The 24,539-nt window shown below is 47.4% G+C and carries 13 protein-coding genes; 1 reads left to right on the forward strand and 12 read right to left on the reverse strand.

Annotated features, from left to right (window positions below; translation table 11 throughout):
• Positions 1-110: 110 nt before the first annotated feature.
• The 10 genes from SAPGRDRAFT_RS06595 to SAPGRDRAFT_RS06645 form a co-directional block, all read right to left on the reverse strand.
• A complete protein-coding gene (locus SAPGRDRAFT_RS06595; protein ID WP_002658176.1) occupies positions 111-4,583 on the reverse strand; it encodes a CHAT domain-containing protein in 4,473 nt (1,490 codons plus the stop codon).
• A gap of 204 nt (positions 4,584-4,787) precedes the next feature.
• The gene (locus SAPGRDRAFT_RS06600) at positions 4,788-7,655 is read right to left on the reverse strand and encodes a TonB-dependent receptor (protein ID WP_002658178.1); all 2,868 of its coding nucleotides are present in this window, start codon (positions 7,653-7,655) and stop codon (positions 4,788-4,790) included.
• Between the two features lie 534 nt (positions 7,656-8,189).
• A complete protein-coding gene (gene hflX, locus SAPGRDRAFT_RS06610) occupies positions 8,190-9,401 on the reverse strand; it encodes a GTPase HflX (protein ID WP_002658182.1) in 1,212 nt (403 codons plus the stop codon).
• Positions 9,402-9,429: 28 nt separating this feature from the next.
• The gene (locus SAPGRDRAFT_RS06615; protein WP_002658183.1) at positions 9,430-10,641 is read right to left on the reverse strand and encodes a murein hydrolase activator EnvC family protein; all 1,212 of its coding nucleotides are present in this window, start codon (positions 10,639-10,641) and stop codon (positions 9,430-9,432) included.
• On the reverse strand, positions 10,610-11,554 hold the full coding sequence (locus SAPGRDRAFT_RS06620) for a DUF4292 domain-containing protein (protein ID WP_002658185.1): 945 nt from the start codon (positions 11,552-11,554) through the stop codon (positions 10,610-10,612). The genes SAPGRDRAFT_RS06615 and SAPGRDRAFT_RS06620 overlap by 32 nt, the downstream gene beginning before the upstream one ends.
• Complete coding sequence (locus tag SAPGRDRAFT_RS06625; protein ID WP_002658187.1) at positions 11,547-13,262, reverse strand: tetratricopeptide repeat protein; 1,716 nt, start codon at positions 13,260-13,262, stop codon at positions 11,547-11,549. Before SAPGRDRAFT_RS06625 ends, SAPGRDRAFT_RS06620 begins: the two co-directional genes overlap by 8 nt.
• A 30-nt stretch (positions 13,263-13,292) precedes the next feature.
• The gene (locus SAPGRDRAFT_RS06630) at positions 13,293-13,691 is read right to left on the reverse strand and encodes a (deoxy)nucleoside triphosphate pyrophosphohydrolase (RefSeq protein WP_002658189.1); all 399 of its coding nucleotides are present in this window, start codon (positions 13,689-13,691) and stop codon (positions 13,293-13,295) included.
• Positions 13,692-13,701: 10 nt separating this feature from the next.
• Positions 13,702-15,492, reverse strand: a complete 1,791-nt coding sequence (gene lepA / locus SAPGRDRAFT_RS06635; protein ID WP_002658191.1) for a translation elongation factor 4 — start codon at positions 15,490-15,492, stop codon at positions 13,702-13,704.
• 414 nt (positions 15,493-15,906) lie between these two features.
• Positions 15,907-16,971, reverse strand: coding sequence for a glycosyltransferase family 4 protein (locus tag SAPGRDRAFT_RS06640; RefSeq protein ID WP_002658193.1), 1,065 nt, complete (start codon positions 16,969-16,971; stop codon positions 15,907-15,909).
• A gap of 85 nt (positions 16,972-17,056) precedes the next feature.
• Positions 17,057-18,955 (reverse strand): OmpA family protein, encoded by a 1,899-nt coding sequence (locus tag SAPGRDRAFT_RS06645; RefSeq protein ID WP_002658195.1) that lies wholly within the window; start codon positions 18,953-18,955, stop codon positions 17,057-17,059.
• A 670-nt stretch (positions 18,956-19,625) separates the two neighbouring features.
• Between SAPGRDRAFT_RS06645 and SAPGRDRAFT_RS06650 the strand changes: the two genes are divergently transcribed.
• Complete coding sequence (locus tag SAPGRDRAFT_RS06650) at positions 19,626-22,592, forward strand: M16 family metallopeptidase (protein WP_002658197.1); 2,967 nt, start codon at positions 19,626-19,628, stop codon at positions 22,590-22,592.
• A gap of 305 nt (positions 22,593-22,897) precedes the next feature.
• On the opposite strand, the gene SAPGRDRAFT_RS06655 is transcribed toward SAPGRDRAFT_RS06650, so the two are convergent.
• Both SAPGRDRAFT_RS06655 and SAPGRDRAFT_RS06660 read right to left on the reverse strand, forming a co-directional pair.
• Positions 22,898-23,659, reverse strand: a complete 762-nt coding sequence (locus tag SAPGRDRAFT_RS06655; RefSeq protein ID WP_002658198.1) for an HNH endonuclease — start codon at positions 23,657-23,659, stop codon at positions 22,898-22,900.
• Position 23,660: 1 nt separating this feature from the next.
• The gene (locus tag SAPGRDRAFT_RS06660) at positions 23,661-24,338 is read right to left on the reverse strand and encodes a leucine-rich repeat domain-containing protein (RefSeq protein ID WP_002658200.1); all 678 of its coding nucleotides are present in this window, start codon (positions 24,336-24,338) and stop codon (positions 23,661-23,663) included.
• Positions 24,339-24,539: the final 201 nt, after the last annotated feature.

Consider the following 24,539-nt stretch of genomic DNA (forward strand, 5'->3'; position numbering starts at 1 on the left):
CTACGGGGCTCGCAGGTCTGCTCGGCCCTTCGTTTTTTTTCGCTTTGCTCAAAAAAACTCGGTCTGGCCTTTGGCCACCCGCTCCGCAGCGCTAGGCCATGGGGCGCAGCTTACTCGAGCAGAATAAAGGCCGCCCAATAATAGGGGTTTCTATACTGTGCTCTCATTTCGTCTTGGGCCAGTCGGAAGGCTTTATGATAATTGCCTAAGGATAAGTAGTGGCGATAAAAGCGCTGCATTAGCTCAGAGGTCTGGGCATCTGGCACCTTCCAAAGGCTAATGATCAGGCGTTGGGCGCCGGCCATCTTAAATGCCCGTTGGAGGCCCATAATTCCTTCATTGTTATCAATATCGCCTCGGCCTGTTTCACAGGCCGAAAGGACCACCAATTCCGTTTGGAAGAGATTGAGGTTAGAGACTTCATAGGCACTAAAGATCCCATCGGCTAGGCCCTCGATGGGGGCTCGGCCTTTCCAGACATAGTTAATATTGGTGAGGGCCAAGCCCGAGCGGAAGAGCGGATTTTCGATTTCGGCCAAGCGTTCTTCAAAGGTTTTTTCTTGCTTCTTTTGGGCTAGCGCCTTGCGTAGGTCTGTTTCTACTTTTTGTGCGGGGAAAAAATAGCCATGTGTGGCTACATGCAAAATATTGGGCTCTTCTCGGTTGATATGCTCTACTACAGTTTCTTCTAGGGCATTGAGGCCCATAATTTTATTCACGCCCCAGCTTTCGGTCTGAAACTGTTGGGCAATTTGGTTCACCTCTTTTTCTGTTCCTTGCAAATAAAGGAAGTCTTCGCCACGGCTAGCGCCGGCTTTGGGGCTGGGTAAATTGGCGGCTAGGGCCTCTTCATTGAAGGTTCCAAAGTCTGGAATCTCAAAGTCTCCCTCTTTAATTTTATTAAAAGGCAGCTCTACATTTTGTGCTTCGGCTACTACTTCTAGTTCGGCTTGGCTGAGGTCAAATTTCACTCCACCAATCAAAGAGATTTTGGCCTTTTGGCTAGCGGTTTGTTCTCGGAGAAGGTCTCGCATAGCGCTATGATAAATAATATCGTGGCGGTCCATGAGGCGAAGGCGAGAAAAATCATCTACTCGCAGGGTGGCAAAGGCAATTTTGGCCAATAATCCGGTAGGGCAGAGATGGATGGTTTTGGCTCCTTCCAGCTCTTTTTCCATGGGTTCCCAGAGCATAAAATAGAGATTATTGCTCTCTAGATCATCTGTAATATAGTTGAGTCCAGCAGGAGATACTTCATTTTGCAGGCTCATGGCCAATTCGCTTTCTAGACAAAGGGGGATCATTTTGGGTCCTTCCCATTCGGGGCGCATGAGCATTCCATAATACTGGGCGCTAATATTTCCATAATCATCGCTTCGCTCTAGGCGCAAGAAATCGACAGCGGCCTCATTTTCTCCTAATTTCTCTTTGAGTTGGGCCAGATTGAGTTGTTGATTTTCTTGTTCAAAGACCTCTCTTAGGGGTTTAGAGTCTCGGCTAATTCGTTCTTCTAGGTCCTTAATTTCTTTTTCTAGGACCGTTAGTTGTACGCCTTCGGCCTTTCGTTCTTTGGGGCTAAGGCTGAGCAGGCGGGCCACCTCTTTTTTGAGATTTTGCATTTTCTCAAAGTTATTTTGCAGCACCACATTATCGGAAGCATAAATAACTTGGCGGATATTGCTACTCGTTTCTAGGGCCAAGCCCTTTACTCTAAAGTGGGCATTTAGGGCTATTTGGACCAAATTGGGCTGAGGGTTTTGGGCCACAAACAAGAAAAAGGCATTGAGTCGTTTGGCCAAGGGGCGCAAAAACTCTAGGCGTTCCTCTTCGGGCAAATCATTATAGCTATCTTCTAGGCGTTTTAGGTCAATATCCAAAGCTTTTAGATATTGGACCTCTGCTTTTTCTAGCTGTTCTCTTTTTTGGTAAAAACTGGCAATTTGAAGATGAAGGTCGGCCAATTCTGTGGGGTCTTTTAAGCCCTTAAGGGCCATTTTCTGATATTTTTTGGCTTTTTCGTCTTCATACATGAGGTCATAATAAAGGGCCAGCAATTGTTGTAGAGAGGCGTCGTATTTAAAGTCGAGCAAGCTAGACTGTTCCTCATAGGCCATAATTCGTTTAAAGATATCATTGGCTTGTTCATACTCTCCTTCTTCGAGCATAGCCTTCCCTTGGTGGCGAAGGATTTTGATATAATTCAGGGCATCCTTAAATTTTCTGCTGCGGTTAATCTGGCCTTGGCTTTCGAGTTCTAGGAGCAAGACAAGTGCTTGGTCAAAATAATCCTTAGCCTCTTGGTATTCTTCTAGGGCTTGTAGTGTTTGGCCAAAATCATCTAGAATTTGGACCAAAAGGCCGTTAGGCTCGGCTATCTTTTGTTGGGCTGTTTGCAGGGCTTCATAGGCAGCAATATAGCGGCCTGTTTTGCGATAAATACGGCCTAGGCGGTAATAGACTTCGGCTTCATTAACTACTTGTCGGTCAAATTCATCGGCATCGGCTAGGCGGAGCAGCATTTTTTTATAGAGGCCCTCGGCCTTTACATAGCGGTCATTATCATAATGCCAATTGGCAAAATCCTGATAGGCCAACAAGTAGCGGCCCATATAGGCCTCTAAATCTTGCAGTTCGAAGCCTTTTAGGCGGCGTTCAAAAAGTTGTTGGCTACTAGCCACCTCCCAGCGGTCATCCTTAAGGAGCTTATCGGTAATTTTTTCTAGTAGTTCTACATAAAAAATAGATATACCCTCTGTTTTCTCATAAATCATGAGTGCTTGTTCGTAGGTGGTTAGGGCTTCTTCAGCCAGACCGTTCTTTTCGCTATCTTCCTGATCATAGAGATAGCGGGCCTTCATGGCCAAGATATCGGCATACTCATCATTGTAGATACCGCCCTCTTCTTTGCGAATAAACTCTAGGGTGGCGGCGGTTAATGCTCTATTGCTGGCCAAAGATAAATGGGCTACAGCGGTCTTATAAATATCATCATAGAACATTAGTGGGCGTTCTTCTAGAATAGGAATAATGGCCTGAACGAGCGCCTCTTCATCCTTGGGTTTTACTTCTCGGATAGCCTCCTTAATATACTTGAAGCCTTTCTCATAGACCAGAATCCCGGCTTTAATCAGTTGGACTCCTGCGGCTACCTTAGAAAAGGGAAGTTTGGGGTCTTCATCAAAGCCAGCAATGAGAATTTTGGTCTCTTCCTCCATAATAGCGCGCCAGGGTTGTGGGATTTTAGCCAAGTAAATCTCTTCGGTATCGGGGCTATCATCGGGGATATAATCATCGGCCATTATGGCGTCAAAATCGATCTCATCGAAGTCTTTATCTAGGGCGGCAGACATTAGGTCCTGAAAGGACTGAAAAGCGACTTCCTCGTCTAGGTCCTTAACGGCTAGCAGGGCCATTTTTAGGCGGACATCTAGTTCCTCCTCACTAACATCCCCATTATTTTCTTTCTGAATGATTTCTAGCTCCTCGGCTAGGCTGCGGCGTTCTATTTCTCCATCGCTATAGCGCTGGCTATCTTTGATATACTTAAACTGATAATAGAAAGTGGCTTTGCGGCCGCCATGATATTTTTTCAGGTCTGCTAATACGGCATTTACTTCTTCTGTAATATTGACATCGGTAAACTCATAGGCATAGCCTTGGTCACTAGCATCAATGAAGGCCTTAAACTTTTTATAGAAGGTTTCGCTATTGGTTTCATGCTTAGCGAGTAGGGCACGGACCTCCATTTCTTGGGCAAAAAAGCGTTGCATTTCGGAGGGCATTTTTTGTTCAATGCCTCTGGCTTCAGCCGCTAGTCCTTCTTCTTGTAGGCTAAGAATTTGTTCCCTTAGCTGCATATAGGACTGAAACTTACTTCCGTAATAGAGGGCAGACTCACTTTCGATCAAAAGGGCCTTATAGAGTAATAGGCTAATATCTTGTAGAATAAGTCGTTCGGTTTTATTCTGTGCTTTTGTTTCAATCAGGTCTGATAAATCTTCAAAGTTTTCGCCTCTTTGGCGTTCAAAGGAGCGTTGGAGCAGGACCAATTGGCGTAATTTTTTGGGCAGGAAGGCCAAAAACTCGGTTAAATCTTCTTCGGGATGGTTTTCTTCTAATTGTTGGGCGATTACGACGGCCATATCATGTGCGTCATAATCTACAATAGTGAGGTAACATTTCACCTGTTCGCATAAGGCTTTGAGGTGGGCCAGGCTATTTTCTCCATCGGCATATTTGGCCTTTTCGATTTGGTAGTTGCTATAGAGGAAGCAAGCTTTTTCATCTTCTAATTTGGCCAATTGGCTTTGAAACTTGTTGGAGGCTTCGCCATATTCTCGGCCCAAGACTCTTAGGGATTGGGCCACCAAGCTATCGGGTTCATCGCTTAGGTCTTGGCGATAATAGAGCAGGGCCAGTTCCATGGCTTTTTCGGCATAATTGGGATGTTCTTTAGAGTTGAGCAATTCGACTTCTGCCAGGGCTTTTCGGGCTTGCATTACGGAGTCGCCTAGGTTGTTTTGGCCCAAGAGGCTCAGGCTCAACAATAAAAGGGGGAGAGCTAAAAGTATCCGAGAGGTCATAAGGGGGGGGGATTTTATCTAGAGCGATATATGATTTAGCGGGCCAAGGATGGGCGCCAAGAGTTAGCTAATAGTTGAGCGGCCTAGGGATGGGCAGCAGGGCCGCCGAAGGCGGCAGACCAAAGCGGCTTTGCCGCTGCAGGGCCGAGCGAACAGCGAGCTGCGAGACAGCCCGCAGCAGCTTGCTGCTGAGGCCCCAAAAAATTACAGCTTATAATAGAAGCCAAAATTGAAGCTACGGCCCCAATTGAACTGCCGATAAGCGTACTCCCTTGCCTTGAAGGTTTGGGTTTGCAAAAAGGGGCTATCTAAGAGGTTTTGCACTGAAAAACGGAGCTCAAAATGCTGGCCTAGGGGTTTATTCAGATGAACATCTAGGTTGGGGCGAGGCTGCTCGATAATGTCTGGGGTATTGCCATAAATGACATAAGCTAGGCGTTCGCCTTGGACCTGCAGGCCGAGGTTGGCCTCAAAGTTTAACTTTTTATTTTGATATTGCAAGAGAATGCTCAAATTATAGGGTGATTGGCCAAAAAGCGGGCGAAAACTAGGGGCATCGGTTCGTTCTAGGCGCATAAAGTCTAGTTCTTCCTCGGTAATTTTGGCTCGGGCATAGATGTAGCTAAAATTGAACTGCATCCACCAGGCGCTCCCCCATTTGCCCAGCATGCCTAGTTCTTGGCGCAGTTCAATTTCCATGCCTAGCAGATAGCCCCAAGGAGCGGCTCGAAACTGCATTTGGTCGCTAAAGCCAGGCCTGAGGGTAGCCAACTCAATAGGATTTTGTAGGTATTTGGCAAAAAAGCCCCCGGCCAAAAGGCTGCGTTGGCCCTCATAATTCTCCCAGCGGATATCGAGATGTTGTAAATGCGTAGGCTGTTTGGCCAGCTCCAAATTGCCCGTAATTTGGTAGTCGCCCATATAGTCAAAAGAGGTAAAGGCCGAAAGTTCTCGCAAAGAAGGGCGGGCAATTGTGGCCGAATAGGCCAGGCGAAAAAGCATATCTTTGTCTAGTTCGTGCCGAAGTGACAGGGCAGGCAAAAGGACGGGATACATATTGAGCCCATCTACCGAAATGCTATCTTGATCGAAGCCTGTATAGGCGTTGATGACGCCTTCTAGGCGGAAGCCCGCCTCTAGCTGTGTTTTTGGCCCGAGGGTCCAGAGACTAGAAGCATAGCCGCCCAAAAGGAGCTCTAAGGCCACATAATTATTGGTAGAATCATAGGCATTTTCGATGAAGATGCCTGGGACAAGGCTGTTTGTGCTATCGGACCAATTGATGTAGTTGCTGCTTTGAATATAATTGGCTGCTCCCCCGCCCGTATAGGGTAAATAGCGAGTAGAATAGTACAATTGGCGTTCATCAAAGTATTGGTATTTGGCGGTACCTCTAAATCCCCAGCTCAGGCTTTTGAGTCGTTTTTGTTTATACTTTCGCTTAACATTGAGTTGTCCTTCTCCGCTAAAGGCCTGAATCTTTCGGTAAAAACGGCGGGGGTCTCCTCCTGCGCCCTCAATAATGCTGTAGCTTTGTTCTTCTCCGCTAAAGGTATTCACGCTATAGACCTCATTAAAGTAGCGGAGGTCGGGTTGGTTATTATTGGAGAGGCTAGCCGAGAGGGTCCAATCAATTTCTAGGGCTTCATTTTGGCGGAGATGCCGGCCCAAAAGCTGCAAGGCGGCAATATTCTTCTGTTCAAAATCCCAGCTCTTTGTGCGGTAGCGAGTATCTTCACCTAAGCCCGATGCAAACTGATATCTTCCGCCCAGACCTTCTAGTTCCCGATAGCTTTTTTGGGCTCCAAAGTTATCCATAATCACCAAAGAGATGCGGTTGCGGCGGCTCTTATAGGAGAGCGTAAAAAAGAGATTAGCTCGAGTTTGTTCCTGATAAAATTGGTCGCTGAGCTCCAGTTGATTTTCTAGCTCATAGTTGGCGGCATAGTCGCCAACTAGGTGATGCATAGCAGCGTAACCGTCCTCATACATCATAGAAAAGCGCTTGAAGAGTGCCACAAAAGCGTAGCTAATCGAGCGGCCTTTTTTAAGGTCTTTTCGGCGGCTGATAGAGAAATTGAGGCCCAGATTGGGGCCGGGCATATTTGTTTGTGTACTAAAGTTGGCCGGAAAAGTCAGGCTTCTATTGCGCAAGGCTAGGGTGAGGTCTCTAGAAGAGGGATTATCGGGCAGGTTCAAAACATCAGAAGGCAGGCTTCGGCTGCCATCATCCAAGCCGATAAAATCTAAACTGCCCCCCTCATAGCTTATAAAGTTGGGGTTGAAGCTCGATAGCTGATGTAAGCCAAAATGAATTTGTGCCTGCAACTGCTGTTGTTCTGGAAAGCGGCGGGTTTCTATATTGATAATGCCGGTGCCCGAGCTTGCCAGTTGCTCTGCCGAATAGCCTTTTTCCAAAATAATATGGTCTATAATTGTGGTTGGAAAAAGGTCCAGTTGAATTAGGCTATTATTAAGGTCCAAGCTGGGCAGTTCGGCCCCATTGAGTAGGGTTTTCACATAGCGCCCTCCTAGTCCTCGAATAAATAGTTGGTTGTTGTTTTCTACATGAACTTGGGGCAGTTGGCGCAAAGCTTTACTGAGGTCTTCATCGCCAGAGTGAAAGACAGATTCGGCGGCTAGGGTTTCTATAATTTGCTGGCTACTTTTTCTGCGCAAGAGCATACTTTGAGCCGAGTAGCGATTGAGGTTCTGGCTCTGATGGTTCTCCTCGGCCTTACCGCCCAAATCTATATCGGGGTTGCCCAAGCGGAAATAGGCCAAGCGAATGCCGCCCTCCCGAATTGTCATGCCCTTTATTTCTTGTTTGGGCGCCTCCGGATGGGTGCAAATTAAATTATATACGCCCGCAGGTACCGACAAAATGACAAAGTTGCCATCTAAATCGGTTTGTACTTCTTTGAGTTGTTGCCCATTTTGCTCCAATAGCAGTAAAGCCCCAACCAAAGGCTTGGCCGCCTCGGCATCACTAACTTTACCCCGAATAGAGCCCGTTTGGGCCAATAGACAAAAACTCAAAAACTGAAAAAGAAAGAGGAGAGGGTATTTCATCGCAGTTGTAGTTTCCACAAAGGTACATAAGCTATAATATAGTATCCTATTCTATTTCTATTTTTTTGGGGCCTCCGCCTCGCTACGCTCGTCGGCGCTACGTTCCGCAGCTCGCTGTTCGCTCGGCCCTGCGCGGGCTGCGCCCGCTGGGTCTGGCCTGACGGCCACTGCTGCACATCGCTAGGCCTGCGGCCCTTCGGGCCTGTAGAATGGATATATAGACCTGCGGGTTGAAACCCGTAGCCCATCAAAACCTTTTTGAGCCCATACACAAAATTTTAAACAGTCTCCATGGCCCAAAACTGCCAAGCCGCCGGAGAAGACCGCCAAAAGAAAGCCGAAAAGATGAGCGGCCCAGCGCTGCGCAGCCGTGGCCCGCAGGGCCAGACCTAGGAGCGAAGCGACGCAGGGCCGAGCAGACCTGCGAGCGGCGCAGCATAGCGGCGGCCAGCTTTGCTGGCCGCGGGCCCCAAAAAAAATAGCAAGCAGAGCCAATATCTACTTGCTATTTATATGATCCCTTAAAAAAGGCGGTTAATACCAAAAGTTCTTTTTGTGCGGGTAGCGCTCTATGTACAGCTCCCCGATATGTTGAGACAGGCTTTCTTTAAACTCCTCGATGCCCTCCTCTTCGGTAACGGCCATAAAGGTGGCTTTATTTTGGGTTTTCTCCTGCCATTGCTTTCTCAGTTCGCTTTCGAGCTGCTCTCTTTCTTCATCCGTCAAGAAACCATCAAAAACCTCTGAGCGGTAGCGGTCCATTTTATTGAAGACATAGAGGCAGGGAATGCTGCCCGCGCCCAGCTCCTTGAGGGTTTGCTCTACCACCTGAATATGGTCGCGATATTGGGGGTGCGAGATATCGATCACATGGATGAGCAGGTCACTTTCTCGGACCTCATCGAGGGTAGACTTAAAGCTTTCGACCAAATGGTGGGGTAGTTTTCGGATAAAGCCGACCGTATCGGAGAGCAAGAAAGGCATATTGCCCACCACCACCTTACGGACCGTAGTGTCGAGGGTGGCAAAGAGTTTATTTTCGACCAAAACCTCTGATTTTCCGAGGCGGTTCATCAGGGTAGATTTTCCGACATTGGTATAGCCCACCAAAGCGGCCCGGATCATGCCTTGGCGGCTTTTTCTTTGGGTGCTGGCTTGCAGGTCGATTTTGGCCAACTTCTTTTTGAGCAAAGCAATGCGGTCGCGGACAATCCGTCTATCCGTTTCAATTTCCTTTTCTCCAGGTCCCCGCATACCGATACCTCCTCTTTGGCGTTCGAGGTGGGTCCAGAGCCCTCTCAAACGGGGCAAAAGGTATTGCATTTGGGCCAATTCTACCTGCGCTTTGGCTTGGGCGGTTTGGGCATTAGAGGCAAAGATATCGAGGATCAGGCTAGAGCGATCGACAATTTTGCACTTAATTTCCTCTTCCAGAAAGCTAGTTTGCTTACCGGTCAAATCATCATCAAAGATGACCAAATTGATCTCTTTATCTTCTACATAATCTCGGATCTCCTCCATTTTCCCTTTGCGCACAAAGGTTCTACGATCGGGATGATCTAGGCGTTGGGTAAATCGTTTGACGGTTTTTGCCCCGGCGGTTTCGGCCAAAAACTCTAGTTCATCCAAATGCTCATGCACCAATTCCTCGGGCTGATCGGGTAAAATAACGGCCACCAAAACGGCCTTTTCGATGCCCAATTTGGGCTGAAAATTCTTTTCTCCTAAGTTCCACTTCTCTGACATACTATATAACTTCGAGTTCGTTCAAAATCTAAGGGCGTAACCACTGTTGTGGGTTCAGCTTTTTCTTGCCCTCCCATAATTCAAAATGCAGGATATAGGTTCCTGATTGCGGGTCTTTGCTCACTTCGGCCAATTGCTGGCCCGCACTTACTTTTTGTCCAGCTTTTACTTTGGCGTTTTGGATATGGGCGTAAGAGCTGTAATAATTGGCATGTTGGACCAATATTGCTTTTCCGCTGCCGGGTATCTCAAAAAGGCTGACCACTCGTCCATCGGCAATGCTTCGGACGCTGGCCTTGGCCGCTGTTCGATAATCTACTCCATTGTTTTCTAAATATACTTCTTTAAAAAGAGGGTGTCTTCTTCGGCCAAAGGCCGCAATGATGCTACCACTTACGGGGGCCGGAAGTTTCCCTTTTTTAGCTTTAAATTGTTGATTACTACTTGTTTTGTAGCTATTGCTACTGCCTCCATCTTCATAGACTCGGGCTTTCTTTTTGGCGGCGAGCATTTGGGCCTGAATAGCGGCTTCAATGTTTCGGTTGAGCTGTTTTTTCTGCCGTTCTTTGGCTTTTAGGGCCTGCCGCAGGCTGCCTTCTTTGCGCTTAAGCGATTGGAGTAATTGGTCCTTATCGCTCAGTTCTTCTTCTAGATGTAGCTGCTGTTCTTTGGTGGCTATTAGCAGTTGTTCCTGCTCAATGCGCTTCTTTTCCAATTGGGCCAATTCCTCGGCTTCTTTGTCGGCTGTTTTTTGCAAGAGCAGGGCTTGCCGCCGCCGTTTTCCCTCCAGCTCTTTGAGGTAAATGCTTTGGCGATAAGAACGGCTCCAGCCACTAAAACTCAACCAATTTCCCCAATACGAGCTGGTCTTTTTGGTTTTGTAGAGCTCTACCAACACCTTTTTATAACTGGCCTTAAAAGCAACTACTTGGCCTTGCAGTTCGGCCAGTTTATCCTCTCGCTCTTTGGTTTCGGCGGCCAATTGGGCCTGTTCTTTTTCCAAAACCGCCAAGAGTTCTTGCCGCTGCTCCAATTGCTTTTGCAAAGAGGCTAGTTCCTCTACGGTTTGGCTTTTGTTGCTGGCGGTTTGGTCCAATAAAGAGGCCGTTTGCGCAATTTGCTGGCTTAGGCGCTTGCGTTTGGCCAATAGCTCGGCCCGACTCTGCCCGAGCAAGGGCAGGGTCCACAAACATATCAATAAACAAATGCTACTGCTTATAGCCGTTAATCCATTGCTCATAATGATCGGGCACCTTAAAACGCATGCGCTGCGGCTCGTTTAGTTCTACTTTCTTCAAATCAATTTTCAAATATACGGATTTTCCCGCTGCATTTTGGGCCTCCAAGATCTTTGTAAAGGCTAAATATTTACCTCCCAACTCCTGATAGTCCTCAAAAGTAACGGTCATATATTCCGCTTCCGTCCGCTGAATACGGCTTTTCCGAATCCGATAATCGGCATCCAACCAAAGCTCTAGTTGCCCATCCTTTGGCAGAGGGCTCGTCAAATGATAATACTGACTATCCTGCTTTAATTTGAAATCTAAACGCTCCAGTAAAATCGGATTCCCCAAAAGCAAATCTTGTAGTTCTCGCAAACTCAAACTCACCCCCAATTGCTCTTCCAATTGGCCATAAGGCTCTGCCCGATATTCATTGGCCTGCCGATTTAAGGTCTCCAAACGGTCTTTAGAAATCTGCAACCGCAAACCCTCCACACTCACTTTTTTAAAGGTCATCCAAATCAGGCTATCTCGCCGCATCCTCATTTTCAGACTAAAAGAAAGGTTTTCTTCTTCGGTTTTCAGTTTGCCCTTACCCTTGGCCTCCAACCACTCAAAGTCCAGATATTGGGCCTTTAAGCGATTAAGCAGCTCTTTTTTTGTCCGCTCTTCGGTCTTTTTGGCCATGCGCTCACCAGATTTACAAGCGCCCAAACTAACCACTAAAAAGAGGAAAAGTAGGAATTCTAAGTACTTTTTTTTGGGGCCTCCGCAGCAAGCTGCGGCGCTACGCTGCGGGGCTCGCTGCTCGCTCGGCCCTTCGGCGGCTTCGCCGCCTCGGTCTGCCCCTGCGGGGCACCCGCTCCGCATCGCTAGGCCAATGCCGCCCAAGGCGGCTAGGGCCGTTTTTCTTCGCACAGATTTACTCATATAAGCTTTTGCTTTCAATTTTCCGCTCTAAAATGCTAGAGACACTACCCAGTTCTTTGGCTTTTTTCCAAGCCGCAAGGGCGCCCTCCAAATCTCCCATTTTAAACAACAAATCGCCATATTGTTCTTGCAAAAGCGGATTTCGTTCGCCCCCATTGTCAAAGGCTTTTCCAAACTCTTTTTGAGCCCCTCTAAAGTCGTTTTTCAAATAGGCCAAACGAGCCGCAATACCCAAATAAAGCGGATTATAGGCATCTTCTTTCAGTAAACTTTTGCTCATTTCCTCCACCTCATCCAAAGATTTGTTTTGGGCCAATAAGCTTTGGCAATAGCTGGCCATAGGCGCAGGCGCCTTGGGTAAAATGGCCCGAGCTTGCTCAAATTGCTTTTCGGCTTCAGCATATTTCTTTTGTCCAGCCAAAGCTTGCCCCAAGGCCGCCTGCGCATGCGCCTTAAGCTGCTGCTGGTCAAAGGCCCGCTCAATGGCTCTTTTTAGGCTTTTGCCTGCGGCTGTATAATCTTCTAGTTGGTTTTGGGCCAATCCCTGATAGTAATACCCTAGGGCTTGGGCGGGAAACAAACTCACACATTCCTGGGCCGTTTTCAATAAGGCTTGGCTATGCTGTAGACGGTTGTAGCTAGCCATCAATTGCCCCCAAATGGGCAGCTGGTTTTTGTTTTGGACCAAGGCTTCCTCATAAGCTTGGGCGGCTAGACCATATTTTCGCTCTTGGCTCAATAAATCACCATAGAGCAAACTCGCCTGCGCATAGCCCGGATGCTGCTGAAGAATATTTTTGGCCAAACGCTGCAAACTTGCTCCATCAATTTGGCTATTGCCCGACAAATAGGCATTGACCAAGGGTTCTAAGACTTTAATTTTGGCCAAAGGCGGTTGCCCTCCATCCGCAAAAACCTGCTCTAGAGCCTTTAAGTAGCGAGGATAATCCCCCTCGGCCCGAAAAACCTCGGCCATGGCAATATTCGCATCGGCTTGTTTGGGGTCTAGGGCCAAAACTTCTTTATAGCTGGCTCTAGCTTCTTTTTCTAGGCCTAGGCGCTCTTGGTATTGGGCCAAAAGCAAATAATGCCCAGCAGAGGGAGGCAGCTTCTTTTGTAGTTCTTCCAACTCTTTGAGCGCCTTTTTGTCCTTGCCCATTTGAGCATATATCTTATGGCGCTTGAGGTAGTAATCGGCTTTTGGGCCCTTTTCTTTTTCTAGGCGGTCATAGACCTTAAGGGCCATTTTTTGGTCCTTATCTCGGAGCAAATAGAAAATCCAATCATGAAAATAGCGCTCTTCTTTATTCTCTTTGACCAGATCTTCATAGAGTTTGGCCGCCTCCTTATGTTTGCCCTGTTTACTTAGTGCTTTGGCATAGGCCGTCAAATAAATGGGTTCTTTGGGGGCTAACTCATAGCAACGGGCCAGGGCCTTCAGGGCCTCTTCGGGCTGCTTAAGCTCCTTATAGATTTCGGCCATTTGGTAGTAGGGCGCAGTTAATTTAGGCGCCTTTTCTACAATTTCCTTATAGCGGGCTAATGCCTCGCTGCTATTGCCCAAAATCTTTTCTCTAGATGCCTCAATAAATTGTTTTTGCAAAAGTATTTCGGCTTCTTCTGGCCGCTGCTCCTCTGCTTTTTGTGCTTGGCCCAATTGGCTAGCCAAAAGTGCAGAAGACAATAACATATATTTGAGTATAGACATAAGTATAAAGATTTTTAAAGAGAGGACGCCTTAATCCAACTGCTCCAACAAGGCCTTGGCGATGGGAATATCGGCCTGAGAGAGGCTATAGGTTAATAGCTCTTGAGGCAAAACCCAAGCCAGTTGAGCATGCTCCAAAGCTTGGGGCACTCCTTGAGCAGAGTTGATCCAATAGGCCCGCAAACGAATTGTTTTTTGGGGCTTATAAGGGTGTAGGCTTTCCATAAAGAAAGAACCAATTTGGGCTTGAATGCCAAACTCCTCCTCCATTTCTCGGGCCAAAGCTTGGGGCTCAGTTTCTTGGGCCTCTAGCTTTCCGCCTGGAAACTCCCATTGGCCAGCAAATGATTGGCCAGCAGCTCGTTGGGCTAAAAAAAAGCGGCCATCTGCTCTTTGCCAGATGGCCGCCACAACTGTGATGATTTTCATAAACTTAGGCTTAATCTCCTAATTTGAGAACGTCGAGGAAGGCCTTTTGAGGCACCTGAACATTCCCCACCTCTCTCATGCGTTTTTTACCCGCTTTCTGCTTTTCGAGGAGTTTACGCTTACGGCTAATATCTCCACCATAACATTTTGCGGTTACATCCTTACGGAGGGCCGAAATGGTTTCTCGAGCAACAATTTTGGCCCCAACAGCCGCCTGAATAGCAATCTGGAACTGCTGTCTGGGCAAAATCTCTTTGAGGCGTTTACAAAGACGGCGACCAAAAGCAGCGGCCTTATCTCGGTGAATTAAGCTAGAGAAGGCATCTACCGCCTCGCTATTGAGTTTGATATCGAGTTTGACCAAATCAGAAGCCCGATAATCAATGGGGGTATAATCAAAAGAGGCATATCCTCTAGAAATTGTTTTTAGCTTATCGTAGAAATCAAAAACGATTTCTGCCAAGGGCAATTCAAAGGTAAGCTCTACCCGGTTGGTGGTAAGATAGACCTGATTCTTAATCATCCCCCGTTTTTCCATACAAAGGCCCATAATTGGTCCAATATAATCTGGAGACGTAATAATTTGCGCTTGGATATAAGGCTCTTCTACCCGGTCCAAAATAGTCGGTTCGGGCAATTCTGAGGGGTTATTCACGATAATCTCCTCCCCTTTTTTGTTGTAGGCAAAATAGCCTACGTTGGGTACGGTCGTAATGACGTTTTGGTCAAACTCTCGCTCTAGGCGCTCTTGGATAATCTCCAAGTGCAGCATCCCTAAAAAACCGCAGCGGAAACCAAAGCCTAATGCGGCTGAAGTTTCGGGGGTAAAGATGAGAGAAGCATCATTGAGTTGTAGTTTTTCGAGGGCATCGCGAAGGTCCTCAAAATCGTCATTATCAATAGGGAAAATACCGGCAAAGACCATAGGTTTTACTTCCTCAAAGCCCTTTACGGGGCTGAGTGTGGGATTTTCTTGCAAAGTGAGCGTATCTCCCACTTTAATATCGCTAGAATCCTTAGTTCCTGTAATTACATAACCTACCGCCCCTGCAGATAGCTCTTTTTCGGGTTGTTGGATCATTTTGAGTACGCCAATTTCATTGGCTTGCAAGTTCTTTTTATTGCTAAAGAACTGCACCACATCATTTTTGCGAATCTTGCCATTAAAGATGCGGAAATAAGCAATAACGCCTCGGTATTTATCAAATACAGAGTCGAAGATCATAGCTTGTAGGGGGGCATCGGGATCGCCTTTTGGGGCGGGAATGCGGTTGATAATTGCCTCAAAGATTTTGTCTACGCCTTCGCCTGTTTTACCGCTAGCGCTCAAAATATCATCGGGATCGCAGCCCAGCAAATCAATTACCTCTTCTGATACTTCTTCGACCATAGCCGAGGGCATATCAATTTTGTTGAGGACCGGAATAATTTCTAGGTCGTGCTCGATGGCCAAATAGAGGTTAGAGATAGTTTGGGCCTGTACGCCTTGGGTGGCATCTACTAAAAGTAGGGCGCCTTCACAGGCGGCAATAGATCGAGAGACCTCATAAGAGAAATCTACGTGGCCGGGAGTGTCGATGAGGTTGAAGATATAGGTTTCTCCCTCATGTTCATGTTGAATTTGGATAGCGTGGGCCTTGATGGTAATCCCTCTTTCTCTTTCGAGGTCCATATCATCTAGGGCTTGGCTTTGCATTTCACGTTCAGAGATGGCGTTGGTCATCTCGAGCATACGGTCGGCCAAGGTACTTTTTCCGTGGTCGATATGGGCAATAATGCAGAAATTGCGAATATTTTTCATGTAATCTACTTAGTCTCAAAATGGAAAAAACGGGCAAATAGGGCCGTTTTTTTAATGAAAATCATCAAAAGGTGTTGGTCTACAAAAATAGGGGAAAACTATGGCATTGAAGAATTTTAGTCTTGAAATTGCTAGAATTCGGCGATTCTGGCCCTTCTGCGCTTTACAGGCCCGAAGGGCCGCAGGCCACAACAAGCCCTTTAGGGCGCAGTTCGACGACCAAAGGGAGTAACCGATGTGCAGCAGTGCGGCGCAGCCGCAGACCCAGGCCGTCAGGCCGCAGGGCCGAGCAGACCTGCGAGCTGCGACAACCAGCCCCCTATAGGGGCGCCAGTTCGACGACCAAAGGGAGTAAACATAGCGCCGCAAGGCGAAGCCGCAGCGGAGGCCCCAAAAACTACTAAATTTATACCTTTAGAGCTGCTTTTTTTGCTTGCGATTGATCAGATAAAAGGAAAAGCTGGTGAGTAAAACGGCAATTAAAAGCAAGACTAGAAGGAGTTCTAGGCTGCCCAAAAACTGCAACTGAAAGGCGATGCCAATGAAGAGCAGATTGACGAGGGCCAAAATGGCGGTAGCTTGCATATGGCTACAGCCGAGATCGATGAGGATATGATGAATATGTGTTCGGTCGGGTTGGAAGGGGGATTTGCCTCTCATGGCTCTGAGGCTAAAGACCCTGAGGGTATCAAAAAGGGGGATAATCAGGATAGCGATAGCTACGGCTGGCACCGATTCCACATAATAATGCTCATGTGGCAATTTATTGCTTTCGATAAAAGAAACGGCTAAAACAGAGAGGGTGAGGCCCAGCAAAAGCGAGCCTGTATCGCCCATAAAAATCTTGGCGGGGCTTGCATTATAATAGAGAAAAGCGGCCAGCGAGCCCAGCATAGCAAAGGCCAAGATGGCCAAATCGAGGCGGCCAAACTGATAGAACCAAAGGCCCAGCGTTCCGCAACAAATAATGCCAATAGTAGCCGCCAAGCCATTGATGCCATCAATGAGATTGAGGGCATTGATAATGACCAGCATACTGAAGGCCGAAAGCGGGGCCGCCAAGGCATAGGGAATATCATTGATGCCAAAAATACCATAGAGGCTACTGAGATAAATGTCTGCTTTGAAGACCAAAATACAGGCGGCCACAATTTGGCCCAAAAACTTTTTGACGGGACTGAGCGGGATGATATCATCCTTGGCCCCAATCAGGAAAATGATAATATAGGCACAAAGGACATATTGTACATAGCGGTGGGCGGGGTAGGCCGCACTATCGAAGGGAATCCAAAAGGTAATTGAAAAAATAAGGCCTGCAAAAACACCTAAGCCGCCAAGGGTGGGAATGCTTCGGCTATGCGAACGGCGTTCTCCAGGTTCATCGCAAAGATTCTTTTCTATAGCGATTTTAATAATGGAGGGAATCGCAAAAAAGGTAATAATAAAGGCCGTAATGAAGCTCGGGATGAGGTCAAACATAAGTTATTGGTTGGTCCAAAAAAAAGCAGAAGCGCCCGCAAGGGAGATGCTTCTGCTTTGTTCTTTTATCAATTAGATGGCCATTTTAGTAGGCTCTCTGTACGCGAATTTCTGCGCGGCGATTTTTAGATTTGCTGCCCTCTACATTGGGGGCAATGGGGTAACGCTCTCCATAAGCATTAAACTTGAGGCGGCGATCATCTACGCCTGCACCACTGATATAGCGGAGGATAGATTTTGCCCGGCGCTCCGAAAGCTCTAGGTTATAGACTTCTGAGCCATCACCATCGGCATGGCCGGCTACCTGTAGTTCTAAAATGGCACAGCGGCGCATGGCTTCTACAATGCGGTTGAGGGCGCGAAGAGAGTTGGCATCGGCTTGGCCAGCATCATAATCAAAATAGATAGCGGCCCGAAGCTCGCTGAGGTCCAATTGCTGGCAGTAGGCGGCCTCTTGAGGAGTTAGCTGCTTGACAGGTGCATAACCCGTGAGGTTGCTATTGGCAAACTTATCGGAAATGGGATTACCGAGGCTGATGCCTCCTGTACGTGCGCCAGAAGGATCGGGATTAGAGCCCCAAGCCCAGAGGTTGTTTTCGGTATCTACTTTCTGTCCATTGGCATAAAGGAAACCATCATCGCCAATGTTCATGACTTCATCATTCTCATTCAGGATTTGGCCTTTTTCTAGGCGGTAGCCGCCTGTAGTGGTCAATTTTTCTTCTGTTTTGGCATTCATGATGTTTCCATCTACATCAATTTCTAGGACATTGCCAAACTTATCTTGGATCGTTTTCCCCCCATTGGTGGTCGTATAGCCTTTTTCATTGAAGTCGCTTTGCGTGCGTACTGCATCCACCAAAGCCTTGAGGCTATCGAGTTGTTTTTTAGGCATGGGGCAACCTGCATATTCATCGGTGCCATAATAATCGGGGCACATATCTAGGGCATCTTGCACGCCATCACCATCGGCATCGGGGCAGCCATTGGCCGTAAATGAGCCAGACTCATTGGGGCAAAGATCATCCGCATCAGCAATGCCATCGCCATCGGCATCCTCGCCGCCGCCCATACCATCGGGGCAACCATTTTCATTCTCAGAATAGATATCTGGGCAATTATCTTCGGGGTCAATAATGCCATCATAATCGCTATCTGCACAACCTTCTAGGTTGGCAAAACCGGCTTGTTGTGGACATTTATCATCAATATCCTTGATGCCATCGCCATCGCTATCGGGGCAACCCATTGTCTTTTGAGAGCCATAAATATCGGGACAAAGGTCATTTTCATCAGGCACGCCGTCATAGTCGCGGTCGGGCGCTTTGGGTCCATCCTGTTTGGCCAACTCAATAAATTCTGTATTATCCGTTTTCTTTTGCGTTTTGCCCAATTGCACGGTCAAGCCAACAGAATGATGCAAAACACCAATCATTTCTTGGCCATCAGGCAAGAGAAAATGCGGATTGTAATTCGATTGGGCCGTAATGGTTAGGGGCGTTTTGGGCAGATGATAATGAAAACCCAGGCCAACCGGCACATACAGGCTCCAACTGCCAAAATCACCATAACTGCTTCCGCCAACACCCACTTTAAAGAAGGGCACAAAAGCCGAGTTTTTATCCATAATGCCTCCGTCTAAACGGAAACGCAGGGCCATTTGGCCCGACAAAAAGTTGCTGCGGTTGCCATAATTCCCCTGATCTGCCGCCAAAGCCGAGGAAGAATCTAGCGGATGGGCCAAACGAGCAAAATTGGTCTCCACGCCTAGGTCAAAGTAACTGCCAATGCGGCGCATCAAAGAGAGCTCTACGCCCGTCCCATACTTTTCGGGGGCAAAAAGATCGGTTCCTTCTAGGGCATAAAAACTATAGGCCCCCGGATAAATACCAAGACCCCAAGGATTTCGAGCAGACTGTGCTTGCAAGTTGCTGCCATTGTAGACCAACAGGGCCAACAACAACAAATAAGAAAACTGTTTCATAAGAATAGGTATAGCTATACTTTTTAAGGTTTGAAGAGGCGTCCCTCTCCCAAGGTTCGAAGATACAAAGCTTTTTGCGGATTTGCGGACTCGCAGCTCCTTTTTTACATTTCCCAAACCGCTGAAGTACTCCTTTTTAAGGCCCTAAGTCTTTTGTCTTTTCTTGTTTTTTGGGGCCCGCGGCCGCCTAGGGCGGCCGCCGCTATGCTGCGGGGCTCACAGGTCTGTTCGGCCCTTCGCTGGCTTCGCCAGCTCGGTCTGGCCTGCGGCCACCCCTCCGCAGCGCTGGGCCTGCTCATCTGTTGTTTTCCACTTAAGTTTGTTCTTCGGCCCTCCTTTTATGCCGTTCTGAAGATATTATCCGGTTTCATAGCGATCAAGCTCATTCGGCCAAGCTAATCTGGCCTAGCGATGCGGCGGGGGGGCCGAAGGCCAGACCAAGCTTTTGAGCAAAGCGAAAAAGCGAAGGGCCGAGCAGACTTGCGAGCCCCAAAGCGTAGCGCCGACGACCGAAGGGAGGCGGAGGCCCCAAAACACCCCCTTCTCCTCCAATAAAATCTATAATTGATCTAATAAAAGAAAGGGTATTTAAAGAGCCTTAGAGATATTTGTATCTTTAGCTAGTAGAAAAGTGAATACTATTATTTTACCCTTAGAATTAGACTAGCCTATGTCCTCAAAAATTAGCATCTTTAGCTGCCTACTCAGTTTATGTTGTCTGAGTTGGAGTTGTAGTCCATCAGAAAAAAAGACAGAAGAAAAAGAAATGACAAAGTATCAATACGAAACAGTAGAGAACGACCCTTTGGGGACCAAAATCTATACCCTCAAAAATGGCCTGAAGGTCTATATGAGCGTCAATAAAGACGAGCCACGTATCCAAACCTATATTGCCACCCGTGCAGGTTCTAAAAATGACCCCGCCGATGCAACAGGTTTGGCCCACTACCTAGAGCATATGCTCTTTAAAGGCAGCTCTAAAATTGGGGCCTTAGATTGGGAGAAAGAAAAGCCCATGCTCGATGAAATTTCGGTCCTCTATGAAGAGCATTTCAAGGCCGATCCAGAAGCCCGCAAGGCCATCTATAAAAAGATTGATAGCCTCTCATTTGAAGCTGCAAAATTAGTAGCCGCCAATGAGTACGACAAAATGATCTCTCAATTGGGGGCCAAAGGGACCAACGCCTATACCTCTTTGGACCAAACCGTTTATGTAAATGATATTCCATCTAACGAACTAGAGCGTTGGATGAAAGTAGAGTCAGAGCGCTTTGGCGAATTGGTTCTCCGTCTCTTTCATACCGAGCTAGAAGCCGTTTATGAAGAGTTTAATATTGGGCAGAGCAATGATGGCCGCAAGGTGTTTCAGGCCTTTATGTCGGGCCTACTCCCCAACCACCCTTATGGCACACAAACGACCATTGGAACCAGCGAGCACCTCAAGCGTCCCTCTATGGTTAAGATCCATGAGTTCTTCAACACCTACTATGTACCTAATAATATGGCCATCGTTTTGGCTGGAGACTTTGATCCCGACCAAACCGTAGAACTGATTGAAAAGTACTTTGGGGGCTATGAAAGCAAAGAGGTTCCCCAATTTGAGAAAAAACCTTTGCCCGAGCGCAAAGAAATGATCGTCAAAGAGGTAGTTGGCCAAGAAGCCGCTGTTCTCGATATGGGTTGGGTGGCACCTGGCGCAGGTACAGATGAGGCCCTAATCGCAGATATTGCCATGGGCATTTTGTCTAATGGTAAGGCCGGTTTGATTGACCTTAACTTGGTCCAAAAGCAAGCCGTAGGAAGCAATAGCATGGCCTTTTGCTGGACCGCCAACGATTATTCTTTCTTGGGCATTTATGCCTACCCCAAACCCGGCCAAAGTCTAGAAGAAGCCAAGGAATTGGTCTTGGAACAGGTTCGCAAACTCAAAGCTGGCGAATTTGAAGACTGGATGATTGAGGCCGTGATCAATGATATGGAGTATCGCTACCAAAAGTCATTGGAAAGCAACCGTGGCCGTGCCGGCCAAATGCTCGATGCCTTTATTAGCAATCAGGATTGGGCCACCGTAAGCAATAAGTTTGCTCGCATGCGCAAATTTAGCAAGCAACAAATTACCGACTTTGCCAAAACCTATATGGGCGAAGATAATGGTGTAGTGGTCTTCAAAAGAGAAGGCCAAGATGATAATATCTCTAAGGTAGACAAGCCTAGCATTACCGCCGTAGAGCCCGCTAAAGATACACTTTCTACTTTCCGCCAAGCTTTTGAGGAAATGCCTAGCCAAAACCTCAGCCCGCAGTTTGTCGATTTCAAAGAAGCCATTCAACAGAGCCAACTCAAAGGTAAGCTTCCTTTTGACTATGTACAGAACAAGACCAACGAGACCTTTAGCCTCTATTATATCCTTGAGATGGGCTCACAAAATGATAAGGTTTTGCCTATTGCCGTGCGTTATCTTCCCTTCTTGGGCACAGATAAGTACAGCCCTGAGCAACTGCAGCAAGAGTTCTTCAAGTTGGGCCTCAGCTTCGATGTATACACTAGTGGAGATGTTAGCTATGTGACCCTTCGCGGTCTCGATCGCTCTTTCCAAGAAGGTGTAACCCTCTTTGAGCACATTTTGGCCCATGCCAACCCCAATGAGGAAGCGCTCAAGAATCTAGTGGCCCAAATCAAAAAGGACCGCCTAGATGCCAAAAAAGACAAGCGCCAAATCCTCAATAATGCCATGTTTAACTATGCTCGCTATGGCGAAAAATCGCCCTTTAGAGATATCTTGAGCTTTGAGGAAATGGATGCCTTGACGGCCAAGCAATTGGTAGACAAAATCAAGAGCCTGACCCAATATGAGCATTCTATATTTTATTATGGTAGCCAAGAGCAGGCAGATATTGCCAAGGTTTTGGAAATGGAGCACAAAATTGCCGATCAGTTGCTTGCCTGTCCCAAACGCCCTGACTTTAAGGAGCTGGCCACCGAAAAGGACCAGGTTATCTTCGTTCCTTTTGCGGGTATGCCTCAGGCCGAAATCATGATGGTGTCTAAGGGAACCGAAGGCTTCAATCTAGAAGAAAACATCATGTCGCAGCTCTACAATGAGTACTTTGGTGCCGGTTTGTCTTCTATTGTTTTCCAAGAAATCCGGGAAAAGCGCGCTTTGGCTTATTCTGCTTATGCCTTCAACAGCTCGCCCGTTCGTGCCGATGATTCGCATTATTTCCGTGCCTTTGTTGGTACACAATCAGATAAAATCAAGCAGGCAATTCCGGCCATGAAAGGCATTATCGAGGAAGTGCCTGTGGTAGAGGATCAGCTCAATAATGCCATTGGGGCCATCCTCAAAAAGCTAGAAGCCGACCGCCTCAAGGGCTCTGATGTTTATTGGACCTACCGCAGCAATAAAAAGCGCGGCTACACTCAAGACCTCCGCAAAGACAGCTATGAGTTCTTCTCTGGCCTCAATGTAGAGGGCAAAGGTGGCCTAGAGGCCTTCAATAAATTCCATAAAGCAAAGATCAAAGACCGCAAATACACGGTTTTGGTCCTTGGCGATAAGAGCCGCATGGATACCGATTACCTCAAATCATTGGGCGATTATAAAGAGCTCTCTGTAGATCAGGTATTTGGTTATTAAACTGTTTTTGGGGCCTCCGCTGCGGCTTCGCCTTGCGGCGCTACGTTTTGGGGCTCGCAAGTCTGCTCGGCCGTTCGCCAGCAAGCTGGCTCGGTCTGGCCTTCGGCCACCCCGCCACATCGCTAGGCCGACGGCCCTTCGGGCCTATTCTAGCCGTCGGCCCGCCAGATCGGTTACTCCCTTTGGTCGTCGAACTGCGCCCTAAAGGGCTTGTTGTGGCCGACGGCCCTTCGGGCCTATGCTGGCCTAGGTCTGGCCCCAAAAGCTAGCCCCCAGTTTTGCATCTGCAAAGCTGGGGGCTTTTTTCATCCCTTAAAAATATCTTTTCGGTGTATCGCTAAAAAATCAGGATTGGGCAAAAAACGATGGGGTAATATTAGACGCTTTTCTTTATAAGGCAAAAAAAACTGTTTGGCCCATAAGCTGTTTTCTTCTTGCTCTAATTCTTCAGATAACAACAAGCAATAATTTTCATCAAAGCTAATCAGGCCCCGGTCAAAAGCTTTATCATGCAAGCTGTTTAAACATAATCCATTTTGTGGATTGAGCCGTTCTTTTTTGGCCCTAGCCCAAGGGACAATATGACTCGCTACCAATAATTCTAATTGAGATAGGCCCGTCAAACAACAGCGGTAGTTATAATTGCTCAGGACCATCTTTCGGAATACCCCCTGTTTTCGCCTTTGCTTTTGCCAGCCCCAAATATCCTCCCCCAACTCAGAAGAGGGCGCTTGCTGAAGTGGCCCAGTTGCAGTGGTCTGTTGGCTTAAAAGCTCATCGGTCTGGGCCATCATCTCCTCCCAGTTTTCCTGAAAGGCATTCCAAATCTCCTCTTCTAGTTTAGCTCCATTTTTCAACCCACTAATTCCCTGCGCTTTTAGGGCCGGATCCAGACGACCAAAGTTGCCCAGCTTCATTTTTACCGCAGAAGGTTTACGGCCAATTAAGCTTGCACACGCTTGGACCAAAGGATGCTTATCTACAATCTTGGCAAAAGGAATTTGACAATAATAATAGAAAGCAATTATGGTTTCTTCTCTACTCCATTTACGTCTTTTCTCTTGCATACTAAAACTCAAATTTAGAGCTCAAGCGCCCCCAACGCAAGCCCACCCTAGCCGGTAAATGGGCCAAATTAGCCGGGAGTTGGTAGGCAAAGACGCTGGGGTCTAAGGCCAAGGTTTTTAAATTGGGGAGCTCGGCTAGCCAAGCAGGTAGTTCTAGGAGATAGGGGTTTTCGGCTAGGTCTAGGGTTTCTAGGGCCAACATATGACGCATGCTCTCGGGGAGCTCCCGCAATTGATTATTGGGCAGCAAAAGGGTTTTCAATTTCTTGAGCTCCCCAATACTTTGAGGCAACTGCTGCAACTGATTGTTTTTTAGGCCCAAACTGCGCAAGGCCTGAAGCTGGCCCAGACTTTCGGGCAAAGTTTGCACCCCCAAAGCATGCAACTCCAAAATCCCCAAACGCTGAAAAATAGCGATGACCGCAGGCAGCTCTAACAATTTATTTTCCTCTATACTCAAGGCATAAATTTGCTGACAAGCAGGCAACAACTGCTCAAAACTGGCCGCTTCCCATTGCTGTAAGTTAGGGCGGCTCTCGCCCAGGGCCAATAACTGCTTAATTCCCTGGGCCAAGGGCTCCAAAGAAATTGCATTGGCCTGCGCCAATTGTAGGCCCAATTCCCAGTTGCTGGGCAAAGGACTACAAAATAGCTGTAAGAGTTTATCTATTGCTGACATACCTATTTTTCTGCGTTCTACAGGCCCGATAGGGCCGCAGGTAATAGCCAGATTTAATCACACTCACTTTTATAGTTTGCAGCAATTTTCGGCTAGTCGGCCCTATTTTTCTCGACCGTAGCGAAGGCTATGCCCTTAAAAAATAGCTGGCCTAGCCAAAAATTCATAACAAACTATGGCCAAAGCAGCGCAATTAAATCT

Origin of the sequence: Saprospira grandis DSM 2844 (assembly GCF_000275825.1) — a bacterium.
Taxonomy (GTDB): Bacteria; Bacteroidota; Bacteroidia; order Chitinophagales; family Saprospiraceae; genus Saprospira; species Saprospira grandis_A.